Below are 14,471 nucleotides of genomic sequence, written 5' to 3'. Positions count from 1 at the left end.
GGCTCAGCGCGCGCGACAAGACGTTGTTCGTCTGCGATTTCGGCAAGCTCGGCCAGAACTACACCGTCCGCGTCCGGCACCCCTACGATGCCGGGCAGGATTTCATCGACGGGCTGATGCCGGGCTGACGCCGGGCTGGCCCGATTTTTTGGAGACGACGTATGGCAAAGACCAAGGTGGAAGCCGACCCCGACCAGCCGGACGAGCAACTCGACCGCGCCATCGAGGAACTGCGCGGCGTCCTCAAGGAAGAGGAGCGGCGGCCGGACGCGGCCCTGCGGGCGGCATCAGGCGCCAATTCCAGCATCATCATGGCCATCCCGGTCGACGTGCAGATCATCCTCGGCAGCACCGAGATGGCAGTGTCCGACCTGATGGCGCTGCAGAAGGGCTCGACGGTGGCGCTCAACCGGCGCATCGGCGAACCTGTCGACGTCGTGGTCAATGGCCGCAAGATCGCCCGCGGCGAGATCACCGTGCTTGAGAGCGATCCGTCGCGCTTCGGCATCAGGCTGACCGAAATCATCGCCGCCACCAAGAGCGCATAGGCAATGGCCGGCGCGCCCATCGATCGCCTGCAAGGACAGACAGCATGACGACGCTGACCACGCTGACGCGCCCGCAAAAGGCAGCCGCCATCCTGGTGGCGATGGGCAAGCCCTCGGCCAGCCGGCTCTTGAAATTCTTCAAGCAGGAGGAGCTGAAGGCACTGATCGAAGGGGCGCGCCTGCTGCGCACCATCCCGCAGAACGATCTCGAGCGCATCGTCGCCGAGTTCGAAGCCGAATTCACCGAGGGGGCGGGACTGCTCGATTCCGCCGACCGCATGGACACCATCCTCAACGAGTCGCTGTCGCCCGAGGAAATGAGCGCCATCATGGGCGATAAGAGGTTCGAGGTGGCGCCCGAGGGGCCGCCGCCGATCTGGCCCGACCTCGAAAAGCTGGAGGCCGGCCGCCTCGGCGCCTTCCTGTCCGGCGAGCATCCGCAGACCTCGGCCTTGGTGCTGTCGAAGCTTTCCTCGCAGACGGCGGCCAATGTGCTGCTGACGATGGAAAAGCCCATCCGCAGCCAGATCATCAAACGCATGGTCACATTGGCCGCGGTCCCGGACGCGGCGGCCAAGATCGTCGAAAGCCAATTGCGCAGCAGTCTGCTGTCACAGGCGGCGGCGAAGGACATCTCGGTCGGACAGGCGCGTGTCGCCAGCGTGCTCAACGAAATGGACAAGCCTCAGCTCGAAGAGGTGATGCACGACCTGGAGGAGGCCGGCACGCCTGATCTCGACGGCGTCAGGTCGCGGCTGTTCGCCTTCGACGATTTGCCGCTGCTGACCCAGAAGGCGCGGGTGCTGCTGTTCGACGGGCTGTCGACAGAACTGGTCACGCTGGCGCTGCGCGGCGCGCCGCCGGCGCTCACCGAATCGGTGCTGTCGGCGATCGGCGCAAGGTCGCGACGCATGATCGAATCCGAGCTCGGCCAGGGATCCGAAGGCGTCGCGCTGGCCGACATCCTGGGAGCCCGCAAGACGATCGCGGTTGCGACGATCCGGCTATCGCGCGAAGGGGCGTTCGAACTCCCCTCATCGGCACAGAGCGAAGCGGCATGATGGCGACGGCTCAGTTGACGCGCCATGGCTGAAGCGGTCGACAAGGACTCCAAAACCGAGGAAGCAACAGAAAAGAAGATCCGCGACACCGTCGAACAGGGCAAGCTGCCCCATTCGCGTGAAGCGGCGATCTTCACCTCCTTCGTCGCCATACTGGTGTTCACGGTGTTTTACGCCAAGGACGCCATCGTCGATCTCGGCATGTTCCTGTCGATGTTCCTGGAAAAGCCGGAAGCCTGGCCGATGGACACCGAAAACGACGTCATCGCGCTCTACCAGTCCGTCATTTTCGAGATCGGCCGCGCCGTCGTCAGCCTGCTGGTGCTGCTGGTGGTGGCCGGCGTCGGCGCGTCGGTGTTCCAGAACATGCCGCAATTCGTCGGCGACCGGATCAGGCCGCAGCTGTCGCGCATTTCTATCACCAAGGGCTGGAGCCGGATGTTCGGCGTGCAGGGCTTCGTCGAGTTCCTGAAATCACTGGGCAAGCTCGGCTTTGCCGTCGTCGTGCTTGGCTTCACGCTGTCGGAGGATCACCGCAGGCTGCTTGCCGGCATGATCACCAATCCCGTCGCCTTCGGCCTTGTCATCCGCAGCATCGCCGTCGACATACTGGTTGCGATCGTCTTCGTCATGGGGCTGATCGCGGCGGTCGACCTCGTCTGGTCCCGCTTCAACTGGCGGCGCGACCTGCGCATGAGCAAGCAGGAAGTCAAGGACGAGATGAAGCAGTCGGAAGGCGACCCGATCGTCAAGTCGCGGCTGCGGTCGCTGGCGCGCGACCGGGCGCGCCGCCGCATGATGACGGCGGTGCCGCGCGCCACCCTGATCATTGCCAATCCGACGCACTTTTCCATTGCGCTCAAATATGTCCGCGAGGAGGATTCCGCGCCCCTGGTGCTGGCCAAGGGTCAGGATCTGGTGGCGCTGAAGATCCGCGAGATCGCCAGGGAGCACAACATCCCGATCTTCGAAGACGTGGCGCTTGCGCGCTCCATGTACAAGCAAGTTTCGGTTGATAGCGTGATCCCGTCGCAATTCTATCAGGCCGTCGCCGAGCTGGTGCGGATCGTCTACTCGAAAAAGGCTGAGCGCAGACTGACCTCATGAACCGGCAAGCTTATGCAAAATCCCGCGAAATCATCGTCGCCAGCGCCATCGAGCAGGTGATCGCCGAACTCAGGCTGATCGATGTCGCCGACTATATCGCTTTCATACGGCTGGAGCATTTCGCTTGCCTGTCGGACCTTGTGGATTCGGCGGCCGAACTGTTCTTCATGCCGGGTACGCTCAGGCTCGGTCACGGCGGCGAAGCCCATGTCGACTGGAGCGGCAGCCCGCGCATCGTGCTCGACCTCGAGCTCAGGCCGCCCGGCGTCACCGTCTATTTCCAGCTGACGCTGAGCGAAGACAAGGACCATGTCGTGGTCAACTACGTCTCGTTCGAAAAGCCGGGCGAGAATCCGGAGCACAACACCGCTTTGCTGGAAGCGGTGATCGAGCAGGCCCGCATCCGCAGGACCGAGCCGCTCGCCTACTGAAAATCCGCCTTTGATGAAAGCAAGGCGCGGCGGTCGATCGACCACCGCGCCTGGCATGCCGTTGCCTCGAACCGGCGCGCGCTTTTGGCCCGGTCCGAGTGTAGAGAGTTCGCGGGTCGATCTATTCGATGAGGCCGAGCCGAAGCGCCTTGGCCACCGCCTGGTTGCGGTTGACGGCGTTGAGCTTCTGCGTCGACTGGGTCAGGTACTGGTTGGCGGTGTGCACCGACAATTTCAGCAGCTTGGCGATCTCCTCGCTGGTGTTGCCGTTGGCGGTCAGCTTCAGGCATTCGAGCTCGCGCTTGGAGATCGAGCGCATCCGGCTGGTGTCGGTCGGACGGATGCGGGCAACCGCGGCAAAGAGCGAGAAGCAGCGGGCGTGGATCTCGTAGAGCACGTCCTGCGGCAAGGCGATTTCCGATCCGAGGAAAATGACCAGGCCGCATTGGCCGCGGTCGGCATGGACGGGAAAGGCGATGCCGTTGGTGCCGGGCGCGAGCGGCGCGGTTCTTTCGGCCCAGGCAAGGTCCTGGAAGGCCTGCTGGGAGCTGGCGATGCCGTCGTCCGCCCACCAGCGCGGCGCCGTGGAGATGCGGGTGTGGCGCACCATTTCCTCGCCATTGGCGCCGGAGATGAATTTGGTGGCCACGGAGGTGCCGGGGTAGTCCGAATCGAAGCTTGGCACGAGGCGGGCCCGTTCCAGCGAAGGGCTGACGAAGAACAGGCCGAAAGCCCCGGCATTGATGTCGACGGCGATCCAGCGGCAGCGGCGCACGGCGTCCGGAATGGTGACGGCGTGGTGCGTTTCGGAACCGAGCGAGAAGGCGCCGAAGGGGCTGCGCTGCTCGTTGAAGAGGGCCTCGGCTGCCTCCTTGACCTGTGCCTGTTTCAAATGATGCCGCTCCTGATCGCCGTCGCGATGGCCATCGCGCGGTTGCTGGCCGCGAATTTCTGGATCGCGTGGGTGATGTAGCTGTTGACGGTGTTCGACGAGACGCCGAGGATCAGCGCGACCTCGTCGGTGGTCTTGCCCTCCGACACCCAGAACAGGCATTCGCGCTCGCGGTCGGACAGCGGGTCCTGCATGGCAGCGGCGGCGATCAGCTGCGGGATGTTGGACAGCGCGTAGCAACACTTCAGCTGGGCCTTCATCAGCCCCGGCTGGTCGATCTTGCCGGCCTGGGCGGCCGAGAACAGCGCGAACAGGCGCTGGCGGCCGACATTCAGCCGCAGCGAGTAGATTTCGGCATGGCCGAGCACATCGAGCAGGCGGGCCTCCTCGCCGCTCAGCAGCGCGCCGGCATCGGGCGCCTGGGCGGCCACCAGCGGCCTCGGGCGGTTGCCGGGCGACGCGGTCAGCGGTCCCTGGGCGAGGCCGGCTATCAGCCGTTTGCCGATGAGTTCGATGGCGTCGAATATCCAGTTGGAGGACACGATGCGGGCATCGCTGCGATCCTGGTCGTGGATGATGGCGACAAGCATGTAGCTGTCGGCGCCGATCTCGGCGGCAAGCTGCATGAAAAAGCTGGTGAGGTCGCCGCGAGACGCCAGGCGCGATGGTTCGGATTGGAGAAGCGCGGCGGGACTGCTCATCTTATGCTTTGGCCGGAATCGATCCATGTGCCCGGTGCTGGTGTCGCCAGCGGCCGAACCCGAAATACGCGTCACTGTCACGAAGACACACTCAAGGCGCGGTCAGCGCCCAACCAGGTCGGAATCCCTACAGGGAACGCGAAGCCGTCCGCGTCTGGTGCCGGCCGAGTGCCGGAACTTGAGACTTTGGGTGGTCGCCGCGCCCCCCGAGGACCGGCTGATTCGGGTCTAATCTACCCGTAGATGAATCCGACATCAAACGCGATTTGACAAAATCGAATCCGGTGGACTCGGATCGCGACTCAGGGGCCGTTTCGCGCTGCTTTCAACAGGTCTCTTCGATGGAAAAGCGAGGGCGGTGCCGGGCCGCCATATCGGGGCGCGGCCGATTCGGCTAGGATTCGTATGGCGGCAATGGATGGGCGTCCGTTGCCGGTGGTCTTGCGGGGGAAACGATGAGCGATTCATTCCAGGAAGTGACGTCCGTCTCGTGGTTCGGACGGATCAAGCGCGCGGTCGGCGGGGTGGTCTTCGGCCTGATCCTGATCGTGCTGATGGTGATCGGTCTGTTCTGGAACGAAGGCCGCGCGGTGCAGACGGCGCGCTCGCTGGCGGAAGGCGCCGGCGCCGTCGTCTCGGTCGGCGTCGACAGCGTCGACGCCGGCAATGACGGCAGGCTGGTGCATGTGACTGGACCGGTGACGGCCGATAACGGTCTTGCCGATCCGGATTTCGGCATTCAGGCCGAGGGGCTGCGCCTGTCGCGCAGCGTCGAGATGTACCAGTGGAAGGAAGACTCCAAGTCGGAGACGACGAAGAAGCTGGGCGGCGGCGAGGAGACGGTGACGACCTACAGCTATTCGAAGGTGTGGGACGACAGCCAGATCGACTCATCCGACTTCAAGAAGCCCGATGGCCACCAGAATCCGCCGATGGCGATCCACAGCAGGAGCTTCCAGATTGCGGAGGGCAAACTCGGCGCCTTCACGCTCGACAGGCCGGTGCTCGACCGCATCGGGGGCGACAAGGAATTTTCGCTCTCGTCCAGCCAGTCGGCTGCGATCGAGGCTGCCTATACCGGTGCAAAGCCGATCAACATCGTCGACGGCAGGATCTATCTCGGCGCCGATACGACGTCGCCGGCGCTGGGCGACTATCGCATCGACTACGAGCTGGCGCCGCTCGGCACCGTCAGCATCGTCGCGCGCCAGGGCGGCGACCGGTTCGAGCCCTACCAGACGGCGGCCGGCGATGCGTTGCTGATGGTGGATACGGACGACGTGCCGGCCGACAGGATGTTCGCCGAGGCGGTCAGCGCGAACACGCTGATAACCTGGCTGCTGCGCGCCGGCGGCCTGATCCTGCTGACGATAGGCTTTGCGCTGCTGCTCGGCCCGATCGGGGTGATCTTCGACGTCATACCCTTCCTCGGCAGCCTGGCTCGTTTGGGCACCGGCATCATCGCCTTCGTCCTGGCGATCCTGGTCGGGACGACGACGATCGCCATCGCCTGGTTCTGGTATCGGCCGGTGCTGGCGGCCGCCATCCTGGCCGCGGGCGTCATTGCTGCGGTGGCGGTGTACATGCTTGGCCGTTCCCGCAAACCGGCCGTGCCGTCCGCGGCGCCGAGCCCCGGCGCTGCCGCCTAGCGTAGAGTTCCAAAGGGCGGCTGCGGGCGCCCTTTGGCTTCCTACCTGTCCTCGAAGCTGGTCAGCACGCCGACGGCGTTGATGCCGATCTCTTCCACAGCATAGCCGCCTTCCATGACGAACAGCGTCGGCAGGCCGAGCCTGGCGATGCGGCGGCCGATCTTGGGATAGTCGGCGCTCTTCAGCTTGAACTGGCTGATCGGGTCCTTCTCGAACGTGTCGACGCCGAGCGACACCACGACGACATCGGGGGCGTAAGCGGCAAGCTTGGCGCAGGCATCCTCCAGGGAGGCGTTCCAGCCGTCCCAGTCGGTGCCGAACGGCATCGGGTAGTTGAGGTTGAAGCCTTCGCCTTCGCCGATGCCGTGCTCGTCGGCATGGCCGAGGAAGAACGGATATTCGGTCATCGGATCGCCGTGCAGGTTGATCACCTGGACGTCGCCGCGGCCGTAGAAGATCTCCTGCGTCCCGTTGCCGTGATGGTAGTCGACATCGAGGATCGAGACGCGCCTGGCGCCCTGGTCGAGGAACCACTGCGCGGCGACGGCGGCGTTGTTGATGAAGCAATAGCCGCCCATGAAGGCGGCGCCCGCATGATGGCCGGGCGGGCGGCAGAGCGCGAAGGCGGCCGGCTCGCCGGCCTTGACCAGTTCCGCCGCCGTCAGCGCCACTTCATAGGACGACTTGATCGCCGCCCAGGTGCCTTCGACGAAGGTGGCGCCGGCGTCGAAGGAATAATAGCCGAGCAGGCCGTCGATGCGCTGCGGCGGCACGTCGCCGCGCAAACCGCGCGTCGGCCATGTGAACGCCATGGCCGAGCCCTTGTGCCCCTCAGCCGTCCATCGCGGCCAGACGGTCGGCAGGAAGTCGATGTAGTCGGCACTGTGCACGCGCTTGGCGGCGGCGAGATCATGCTCGACCGGCCCGATGATCGGCCCCAACTTCTCGCTCTCGACGCGCGCCCTGATGAATTCCGCCCGCGACGGCTTTTCGAAACCCGGCACGATCGCCGACGTGACCAGTTCCATCTGGCCTGCATGGCCGGCGTGAAGCGGCGAATAGACAGTCTTCATGAAATTCCTCTCGAAGTGCGAAATCAGTCAAGATTGAGATAGGGGTTCACCAAGGCGAGCCACATCACTTCCACATCGTCCTCGATAAGGTCGTATGTCTTGCGATCCCTTTTCAGCCCCACAAGCCGGCATGCGTGCCCGACCTCCATCATCAGCAAGCCGAGGCGGCTCGCGACCTTGTCTTCAAGAGCCGGGTTCACATGCTGCAGCCATGCGGCGTAGAGGGCGACGATCTGGTCGTCATATTCGTTCTGGATCGGCCTCAGGTCGGCATTTCCCGATATGGCCTCGATCACCGGCATCAGGCTGGCGTTGTCGAGATAGAGCTTCGAGGTGTCGATGAAGAGTTTGCGCACTTCCTGGCGAAACTCTTCGCGGTTGGTGGGCGGGGCGACCTCGATGCGCCTTGCGATCACCTCCGGAAACGACGACAGCCAGCGCCGGGCGAGGTCGAGAAGAATGGCCTCCTTGTTTGGAAAATACTGGTAGACCGAACCGACCGACAGGCCGGCATGCTGGGCGATGGCGAGCGTCGTCGGCGCCTTGGTTCCTTGCTCCCGTGTCAAGGTCAGCGCCGCGTCGAGAATCCTGTCGACCACCTTGCTCGAACGTTGCTGGCGCGGCTGCTTGCGCGGTTCGAGCGCTATCCTGGTTTCGCGGCTGAGGTTGCGCTTCACGGCTCTAGGTCCCCGTTCCCCGCCCGGTCTCAAGACAGGCGCTGGGTGCTGTCCACAATTCATTCGAAATTCGGAGCGTTGACAAACGCGAATAATTAGTCGCATTCTTTATCCACGCTGTCTGCCGGGATAACAAGGGGAATTTCGAAGACAGCGCGCTGGCATCATTTTTGTCCCATGGCGCGCCGCTCCGGCGGAGTGGAACGCCGTTGGCCAAGGGGCTGCCGGTCACGGCCAGTCGTCAAAAGCGCGGAGTCGCGATGTCTGTCACGGGTGCGGATCACAATGCGGATCTGATCGTCGTCAACGGTCGTGTGCTGACCATGGATGCCGACAATCCCGCAGCCGAAGCCATTGCCGTCAAGGACGGCGCCATCATCGCCATCGGCAGCCGTGCCTCGATAGAAGGCTACACGGGAGCGGCCACCAAGATCGTCGACGCCGGGGGCGGCTCGGTGATCCCCGGCTTCATCGAAGCCCACATGCATCTGTTTTCGGGCGCAGCCGAGCTTGCGCATCTGCAACTGTCGGGCGTCCACGGCTTCGAGGCGCTGCAAGCAGCGATCCGCGATTATGCATCGGCATGGCCCGACGCCAAGATGCTGGTCGCGCAAGGTGTCGACTATACCGTGCTCGGCGACGAGTGGGTGACGCGCCACCATCTCGACGCGATCCTGCCGGACCGGCCTTTCGTCATGGCCGCTCCCGACCACCACACGATGTGGGCCAACACCAAGGCGCTTGAACTGGCAGGCATCCTGCACGGACGCACGCTTGGTCCGGGCAACGAAATCGTCATGGGCGAGGATGGCCTGGCCGCGGGCGAGCTGCGCGAGGGCGAAGCGTTCGGTCCGGTGCTCGATCTTGCCGGCGAAGGCCGGGTGCGGCTCGGGCTGGCGACCGGCGGCGAGCCGGATCCGACGCCGACCGCCGCCGAGCGCGCCGCCGACCGCGACATCATGCGGCGTGGGCTCGCCTGGTGCGCGCGCCACGGCATCACCTCGATCCACAACATGGACGGCAATCTATACCAGCTCGAGCTGCTGGCCGAGATCGAGGCCGAGGAGGGCTTGCCCTGCCGCGCGCAGATACCGTTCCACTACAAGAATTTCATGACGCTCGACATGCTCGACAAGGCGTCCATCATGGCCGAACGCTACAAGGGCGAGTGGCTGTCGTCGGGGATGGTGAAGGTCTTCTACGACGGTGTGCTCGATTCCTGGACGGCGGTGATGGTCGAGCCTTATGCCGACCGGCCGGACTGGGTGGGCGAGCCGCTATTCACGCCGCTGCAGTTTGTCGAGCTTGCGGTCGCCGTCGACAAGCGTGGGCTGCAGATGGCGGTGCATTCGATCGGCGACGGGGCGGTGCGCGCCGTGCTCGACGGCTACGAGGCGGCCGCCAAGGCCAACGGCAAGCGCGACAGCCGGCATCGGGTCGAGCACATCGAGGTCATCACCGACGACGATGTGCCGCGCTTCGAAAAGCTTGGCGTCGTCGCCTCCATGCAGCCGCCGCATCCGCCCGGCGCGATGGATTTTCCGCTGGAACCGACGGTGTCGCGCATCGGGCAGGCCCGCTGGCCGCTAAGCTATGCATGGCGGACCCTGAAGAATGCCGGCGCGCGCGTCGTCTTCGCTTCCGACTGGCCGGTAGCGCCCATCGATCCGATCCTGGGCATCCAGGCGGCAGTGTTGCGCAAACCATGGGCAAGCACCGACCCCGATCAGAGATTCTCGCTGCACGAGGCGATTGCCGGCTATACGGTGGAAGGGGCCTATGCCGAGTTCATGGAGAACCGAAAGGGCCGCCTGAAGCCGGGCTATCTGGCCGACCTGGTGGTGCTCTCGGCCGATATCGAGGCGACTGCGCCGGAAGATCTGCACAAGGTGCGGCCGGTCACCACGGTTTGCGGCGGAAAGGTCACCTATCAAGCCTGACGGTGGCACGGGAATTGCTTTTTAGTCCAGTCCAAGCTCCGCAGTTGCCAAGCCGATTGGCTTATGGTGACAATCAAACAGGAACAAAACCTGCCGCCAAGAGCAGGCCATCTCAATGGGGTAATCGTGCCGGAACAACCGGATAAGAATGCGATCGAGGTTCGTGGCGTCCGCAAGGTATTTGGCAGCGGTGAAAACCAGGTTGCCGCTCTCGACACGGTTTCCGTGTCGATCCGCGAAAACGAGTTCTTCACGCTGCTGGGCCCTTCCGGCTGCGGCAAGACAACGCTTCTGAGGCTGATCGCCGGCTTCGACTTTCCAACCGCCGGCGAGATCCTGCTGTACGGCCAGGACATCGCGCCGCTGCCGCCGTTCAAGCGGCCGGTCAACACCGTGTTCCAGTCCTACGCGCTGTTTCCGCACATGACGGTGGCGGAGAACATCGGCTTCGGGCTGGAAATGCTCGGCAAGCCCAAGGCCGAGATCAAGGCGCGCGTCGGCGAGATGCTGAGGCTGGTCAAGATGGAGGCGCTTGCCGGCCGCCGCACCAGCCAGATCTCAGGCGGCCAGCAGCAGCGCGTGGCGCTCGCCCGGGCCCTGGCGCCGCAGCCAAAGGTGCTGCTGCTCGACGAGCCGCTGTCGGCGCTCGACTACAAGCTGCGCAAGGAGATGCAGATCGAGCTGAAGCGGCTGCAGCACGAGACCGGCATCACCTTCATCTTCGTCACCCACGACCAGGAAGAAGCGCTGACGATGTCGGACCGCATCGCGGTGATGTCGTCGGGCAAGATCCTGCAGGTCGGCACACCCTGGGACATCTACGACAAGCCGGCGGAACGCTTCGTCGCCGACTTCATCGGCGAGACCAACTTTCTCACCGCCGCCATATCGGGCATGGGCAGCGGCAAGGCGCGGGCGACGCTCAAATCCGGCGCGACCATCGAGGCGACGGTGGCCGAAGGCTTCCAGCCGAAGGACAACGCCACCGTGGTGGTGCGGCCGGAGCATGCCAAGCTGACCAGCGGCAAGGGCGATCTGTCGGGCACGGTCGAGAACATCGTCTATTTCGGCACCGACACGCATATCCATGTCCAGCTGGACAGCGGCGAGGCCTTCACCGTGCGTCAGCAGAACACGCGCAGCGCCGGCTGCGGCTTCGAGCGCGGCGACAAGGTCGGCATTCTGATCGGCAACGACGCCGCGCAAGTGCTGAGGGACTGATGGCCACCGCGGAACAAGTCGCCAAGGAAGCGGAACGGCGCGACGTCCGCACGCGCTGGCTGCTGTCGGCGCCGGCGCTCATCATCATCTTTCTGGCGGCGACCGGCCCGCTGCTGATCGTGCTGGTCTATTCGCTGCTGACGCCCGGCGCGTACGGCGACGTGAAATGGCAATTCTCGCCGGAGGCCTGGCTGTCGGTGTTCATGGAGCGTGACATTTTCGACGACACGCTTTCGCTTGCCGCCGCTCACGTCACCATCTTCTGGCGCTCCATCAAGCTGGCGATCGTGACGACGATCGCCACACTGGCGCTGGGTTTCCCGACCGCCTATTTCATGGCGACGCGCAGTGAAAAGACGCGCGACATCTGGCTGTTCCTGATCACCATACCGTTCTGGACGAACCTGCTCATCCGCACCTTCGCGGTGCTGCAGATCATCCGCAACGAGGGCATCATCAACACCATCCTGATCAAGCTCGGCATCGTCTCGGCGCCGGTCCAAATCCTGTTCACCGATACGGCGATCCTGATCGGCATGGCCTATGTCTACCTGCCGCTGATGGTGCTGCCGATCTATGCCAGCATGGAGAAGCTCGACTTCCGGCTGGTCGAGGCCGGCTACGATCTCTACGCCAGCCGGTTCCAGGTGCTGCGGCGCATCATCTTCCCGCTGGTCAGGCCGGGCGTCATTGCCGGCTCGATCCTGGTCTTCATTCCGGCGATCGGCGCCTACGTCACGCCCAGCGTGCTCGGCGGCGGCAAGAACATGATGCTGTCCAACCTGATCGAGCTGCAGTTCGGGCAGGGCCGCAACTGGCCGCTCGGCTCGGCGCTGTCGATCACTGTGATGATCATCGTTATGGTGGCGCTGCTGGCCTATGTGCGCAATGCCGGACGGGCGGAGGTGCGCCATGGCTAATTTCTCGATCAGGCACCAGCCGGGCTTCACCGCGATCGCGGCGACCTGCTTCGTCGTCCTCTATCTGCCGATCATCGTCCTGGTGTTCTACGCCTTCAACGCCGCGACATCGACCTCGGAATGGGGCGGCTTCTCGCTGAAATGGTTCCAGTCGGCATGGCAGAACACGCAAGTGATCGATGCCACCCTGCGATCGTTCCAGATCGGCTCGGTTGCCGCGGTGCTGGCGACCATCGCCGCAACCATGGCGGCGCTGGCGACGACCCGGACAGCGGCCTATCCCGGGCTGACCTTCAAATACGCGGCGATCAACCAGCCGCTGATGGTGCCGGAGATCGTTACCGGCGTGGCGCTGCTCATCTTCTTCTCGCGCATCAAGATTTTCACCGGCTATTCCGGCCTCGGCTATCTGATCGCCGCGCATACGGCGTTCTGCATCCCCTTCGCCTACCTGCCGATCCGGGCGCGGCTGGAGAACATGGACCTGACGCTGGAACGTGCCGCCGCTGATCTTTACGCGACACCGTGGCGGACGTTCCGCCGCATCACGCTGCCGCTGCTGTGGCCCGGCATCCTGGCCGGGCTGATGCTGGCCTTCGTCATCTCGCTCGATGACGTCGTCATCACCGAGTTCGTCAAATCGGGCGGCCAGGACACGCTGCCGACCTACATGCTCGGCCAGATCCGTCGGGGGATAACACCCGAGATAAACGCGATATCGACCGTATTCCTGCTCTTGTCGGTCGCCATCGTGACGTTGTTTTTCTTCATCAGCAGGAAACGCGATTAGACATCAGAAATGGGAGCACAACCATGAACTGGAAGATCACGGCGACCGCCATGGGGTTGGCGCTGCTCGCGTCGACAGGCGCGGCCCTCGCCGATGGCGAGTTGAACATCTACAATTGGGGCAACTACACCAGCCCCGACGTCATCAAGAAGTTCGAACAGAAATACAACGTCAAGGTGACGATCACCGACTACGATTCGAACGACACGGCGCTGGCCAAGGTGCGCCAGGGCGGCACCGGCTTCGACATCGCGGTGCCCTCGCAGACCTACGTTCCGATCTGGATCAAGGAAGGTCTCCTGCTCGAGACCAATCCTGGAAAGATGGAGAACTTCAAGAATGTGGCGCCGGAATGGGCCAATCCCGATTTCGACCCGGGCCGCAAATACACGGTGCCGTGGGCCTGGGGCACGATCGGCGTGGTCGTCAACACCGATGCCTACAAGGGACCGACCGACAGTTGGGGCATTATCTTCAACACGCCGGACGAGCTGAAGGGCAAGGTCAACGTCGTACCCGAAATGAACGACGTCATCTTCGCGGCGACCAAATATCTCGGTGGCAAGCAATGCAGCACCGACAAGGAGCTGCTGAAGAAGGTGCGCGACACGCTTGTCGCGGCCAAGCCCAACTGGATCGCGATGGAATACAACACCATCGAGAAGATGGGCGCCGGCGATTTCAAGGCAACCAGCGACTGGAACGGTTCGGCGCTGCGCCAGCGGCTGGCGAATCCCGCCATCCACTACAATTATCCGAAGGAAGGCTTTGGCCTGTGGAGCGACAATGTCGCCGTTCTCAAGGAAGCGAAGAACGTCGAGAACGCCAAGCTGTTCCAGAACTTCATCATGGACCCGGAAAATGCCGCCGGGCTGTCGGCGTTCCACCGCTACGCCAATGCCATCACCGGTTCGGACAAATACATGCCGGCCGACATGAAGGACGCGCCCGAAGTGGTCATTCCCGAGGCAGACAAGGCGCATGCCGAACTGCAGGTGATGTGCCCGCCTGAGGTCCAGGAACTCTACACCAAGATCTGGACCGAACTGCAGAAGTAGCCGCATAGCGACGGACCCGGCGGCAGGCGCCGCCGGGTCCGTTTTCATGTCGTCGGGACATTGATCATGGACTCCTACCGCAACTCCGATCCGCGGCCGCCGATCATGCAGGGCTCGCCGCCGAAGCTGGTCCCACCGAAGCTCGATTGGGACAGAGGGCCATGGAACCGCTGGGCATTCCAGAATATCCGTGAAGTCCTGCCGACCGTCGAGGTGTGGCGTGGCAATGGTGATCGCGGCCGTTTCGAGCGCGTCGAGGTCGATCTCGACGACCTGCCGGTGGTGGACAGCACGGGATCTGCGACGACGCTCGCCGGGCTGCTCGACGAGACTTACACGGACGGCTTTCTCGTGCTCAAGGACGGCAAGATCGCCTATGAGCGCTATTTCAACGGTATGGACG

Annotated in this window: 14 protein-coding genes and 2 pseudogenes; 12 read left to right on the top strand and 4 right to left on the bottom strand. The window is 63.8% G+C overall.

The features are described from left to right. From EN780_RS41545 to EN780_RS13350, 5 genes and pseudogenes are all read left to right on the top strand, one after another. Window positions 1-128: pseudogene (locus EN780_RS41545) on the top strand (flagellar motor switch protein FliM); the annotation flags it as partial. A gap of 33 nt (window positions 129-161) precedes the next feature. Further along, window positions 162-548 carry a flagellar motor switch protein FliN gene (gene fliN / locus EN780_RS13365; RefSeq protein ID WP_127283902.1) on the top strand — a complete coding sequence of 129 codons (387 nt, stop codon included), beginning with the start codon at window positions 162-164 and terminating at the stop codon, window positions 546-548. A 44-nt stretch (window positions 549-592) separates the two neighbouring features. Next, on the top strand, window positions 593-1,609 hold the full coding sequence (locus EN780_RS13360) for a flagellar motor switch protein FliG (protein WP_127283901.1): 1,017 nt from the start codon (window positions 593-595) through the stop codon (window positions 1,607-1,609). Window positions 1,610-1,633: 24 nt separating this feature from the next. After that, window positions 1,634-2,716, top strand: a complete 1,083-nt coding sequence (gene flhB / locus EN780_RS13355; protein WP_127283900.1) for a flagellar biosynthesis protein FlhB — start codon at window positions 1,634-1,636, stop codon at window positions 2,714-2,716. Then, a complete protein-coding gene (locus EN780_RS13350) occupies window positions 2,713-3,147 on the top strand; it encodes a hypothetical protein (protein WP_127283899.1) in 435 nt (144 codons plus the stop codon). Before flhB ends, EN780_RS13350 begins: the two co-directional genes overlap by 4 nt. A gap of 121 nt (window positions 3,148-3,268) precedes the next feature. Here the strand turns inward: EN780_RS13350 and EN780_RS13345 are convergent, their stop codons facing one another. Together EN780_RS13345 and EN780_RS13340 are read right to left on the bottom strand one after the other, a co-directional pair. Then, entirely contained in the window at window positions 3,269-4,039 is a 771-nt protein-coding gene (locus EN780_RS13345; RefSeq protein ID WP_128274216.1) for a helix-turn-helix transcriptional regulator, read from the bottom strand. After that, a complete protein-coding gene (locus tag EN780_RS13340; protein WP_127283897.1) occupies window positions 4,036-4,740 on the bottom strand; it encodes a helix-turn-helix transcriptional regulator in 705 nt (234 codons plus the stop codon). Before EN780_RS13340 ends, EN780_RS13345 begins: the two co-directional genes overlap by 4 nt. Before the next feature lie 455 nt (window positions 4,741-5,195). On the opposite strand from EN780_RS13340, the gene EN780_RS13335 reads away from it, so the two are divergent. After that, the gene (locus tag EN780_RS13335) at window positions 5,196-6,389 is read left to right on the top strand and encodes a TMEM43 family protein (RefSeq protein ID WP_127392612.1); all 1,194 of its coding nucleotides are present in this window, start codon (window positions 5,196-5,198) and stop codon (window positions 6,387-6,389) included. 41 nt (window positions 6,390-6,430) lie between these two features. On the opposite strand, the gene EN780_RS13330 is transcribed toward EN780_RS13335, so the two are convergent. Together EN780_RS13330 and EN780_RS13325 are read right to left on the bottom strand one after the other, a co-directional pair. Beyond that, window positions 6,431-7,462, bottom strand: a complete 1,032-nt coding sequence (locus tag EN780_RS13330) for a histone deacetylase family protein (protein ID WP_128274214.1) — start codon at window positions 7,460-7,462, stop codon at window positions 6,431-6,433. Window positions 7,463-7,485: 23 nt separating this feature from the next. Continuing rightward, window positions 7,486-8,139, bottom strand: a complete 654-nt coding sequence (locus EN780_RS13325) for a TetR/AcrR family transcriptional regulator (RefSeq protein ID WP_128274212.1) — start codon at window positions 8,137-8,139, stop codon at window positions 7,486-7,488. A gap of 260 nt (window positions 8,140-8,399) precedes the next feature. Here EN780_RS13325 and EN780_RS13320 point away from each other — a divergent pair, with 260 nt between their 5' ends. The 6 genes and pseudogenes from EN780_RS13320 to EN780_RS13295 all read left to right on the top strand — a co-directional run. Further along, entirely contained in the window at window positions 8,400-10,079 is a 1,680-nt protein-coding gene (locus tag EN780_RS13320) for an amidohydrolase (RefSeq protein ID WP_128274210.1), read from the top strand. A 126-nt stretch (window positions 10,080-10,205) separates the two neighbouring features. Continuing rightward, window positions 10,206-11,300 (top strand): ABC transporter ATP-binding protein, encoded by a 1,095-nt coding sequence (locus EN780_RS13315; RefSeq protein WP_128274208.1) that lies wholly within the window; start codon window positions 10,206-10,208, stop codon window positions 11,298-11,300. Continuing rightward, on the top strand, window positions 11,300-12,220 hold the full coding sequence (locus tag EN780_RS13310; protein WP_127283891.1) for an ABC transporter permease: 921 nt from the start codon (window positions 11,300-11,302) through the stop codon (window positions 12,218-12,220). The genes EN780_RS13315 and EN780_RS13310 overlap by 1 nt, the downstream gene beginning before the upstream one ends. After that, on the top strand, window positions 12,213-13,010 hold the full coding sequence (locus tag EN780_RS13305; protein WP_128274206.1) for an ABC transporter permease: 798 nt from the start codon (window positions 12,213-12,215) through the stop codon (window positions 13,008-13,010). The genes EN780_RS13310 and EN780_RS13305 overlap by 8 nt, the downstream gene beginning before the upstream one ends. Before the next feature lie 23 nt (window positions 13,011-13,033). Further along, complete coding sequence (locus tag EN780_RS13300; RefSeq protein WP_128274204.1) at window positions 13,034-14,068, top strand: extracellular solute-binding protein; 1,035 nt, start codon at window positions 13,034-13,036, stop codon at window positions 14,066-14,068. A 66-nt stretch (window positions 14,069-14,134) separates the two neighbouring features. Then, window positions 14,135-14,471 (top strand): annotated as a pseudogene (locus EN780_RS13295) (6-aminohexanoate hydrolase); the annotation flags it as partial.

It is taken from the genome of Mesorhizobium sp. M4B.F.Ca.ET.089.01.1.1 (genome assembly GCF_004022605.1).
Taxonomy (GTDB): domain Bacteria; phylum Pseudomonadota; class Alphaproteobacteria; order Rhizobiales; family Rhizobiaceae; genus Mesorhizobium; species Mesorhizobium abyssinicae.
This window is presented reverse-complemented; position numbering and strand designations above follow the sequence as displayed.

Excerpts from the sequence above, each read along its gene's own strand:
- fliN (WP_127283902.1), top strand. The coding sequence starts at position 162 with ATGGCAAAGACCAAGGTGGAAGCCGACCCCGACCAGCCGGACGAGCAA.
- EN780_RS13360 (WP_127283901.1), top strand. The coding sequence starts at position 593 with ATGACGACGCTGACCACGCTGACGCGCCCGCAAAAGGCAGCCGCCATC.
- flhB (WP_127283900.1), top strand. The coding sequence starts at position 1,634 with ATGGCTGAAGCGGTCGACAAGGACTCCAAAACCGAGGAAGCAACAGAA.
- EN780_RS13350 (WP_127283899.1), top strand. The coding sequence starts at position 2,713 with ATGAACCGGCAAGCTTATGCAAAATCCCGCGAAATCATCGTCGCCAGC.
- EN780_RS13340 (WP_127283897.1), bottom strand. The coding sequence starts at position 4,740 with ATGAGCAGTCCCGCCGCGCTTCTCCAATCCGAACCATCGCGCCTGGCG.
- EN780_RS13335 (WP_127392612.1), top strand. The coding sequence starts at position 5,196 with ATGAGCGATTCATTCCAGGAAGTGACGTCCGTCTCGTGGTTCGGACGG.
- EN780_RS13330 (WP_128274214.1), bottom strand. The coding sequence starts at position 7,462 with ATGAAGACTGTCTATTCGCCGCTTCACGCCGGCCATGCAGGCCAGATG.
- EN780_RS13320 (WP_128274210.1), top strand. The coding sequence starts at position 8,400 with ATGTCTGTCACGGGTGCGGATCACAATGCGGATCTGATCGTCGTCAAC.
- EN780_RS13310 (WP_127283891.1), top strand. The coding sequence starts at position 11,300 with ATGGCCACCGCGGAACAAGTCGCCAAGGAAGCGGAACGGCGCGACGTC.
- EN780_RS13305 (WP_128274206.1), top strand. The coding sequence starts at position 12,213 with ATGGCTAATTTCTCGATCAGGCACCAGCCGGGCTTCACCGCGATCGCG.
- EN780_RS13300 (WP_128274204.1), top strand. The coding sequence starts at position 13,034 with ATGAACTGGAAGATCACGGCGACCGCCATGGGGTTGGCGCTGCTCGCG.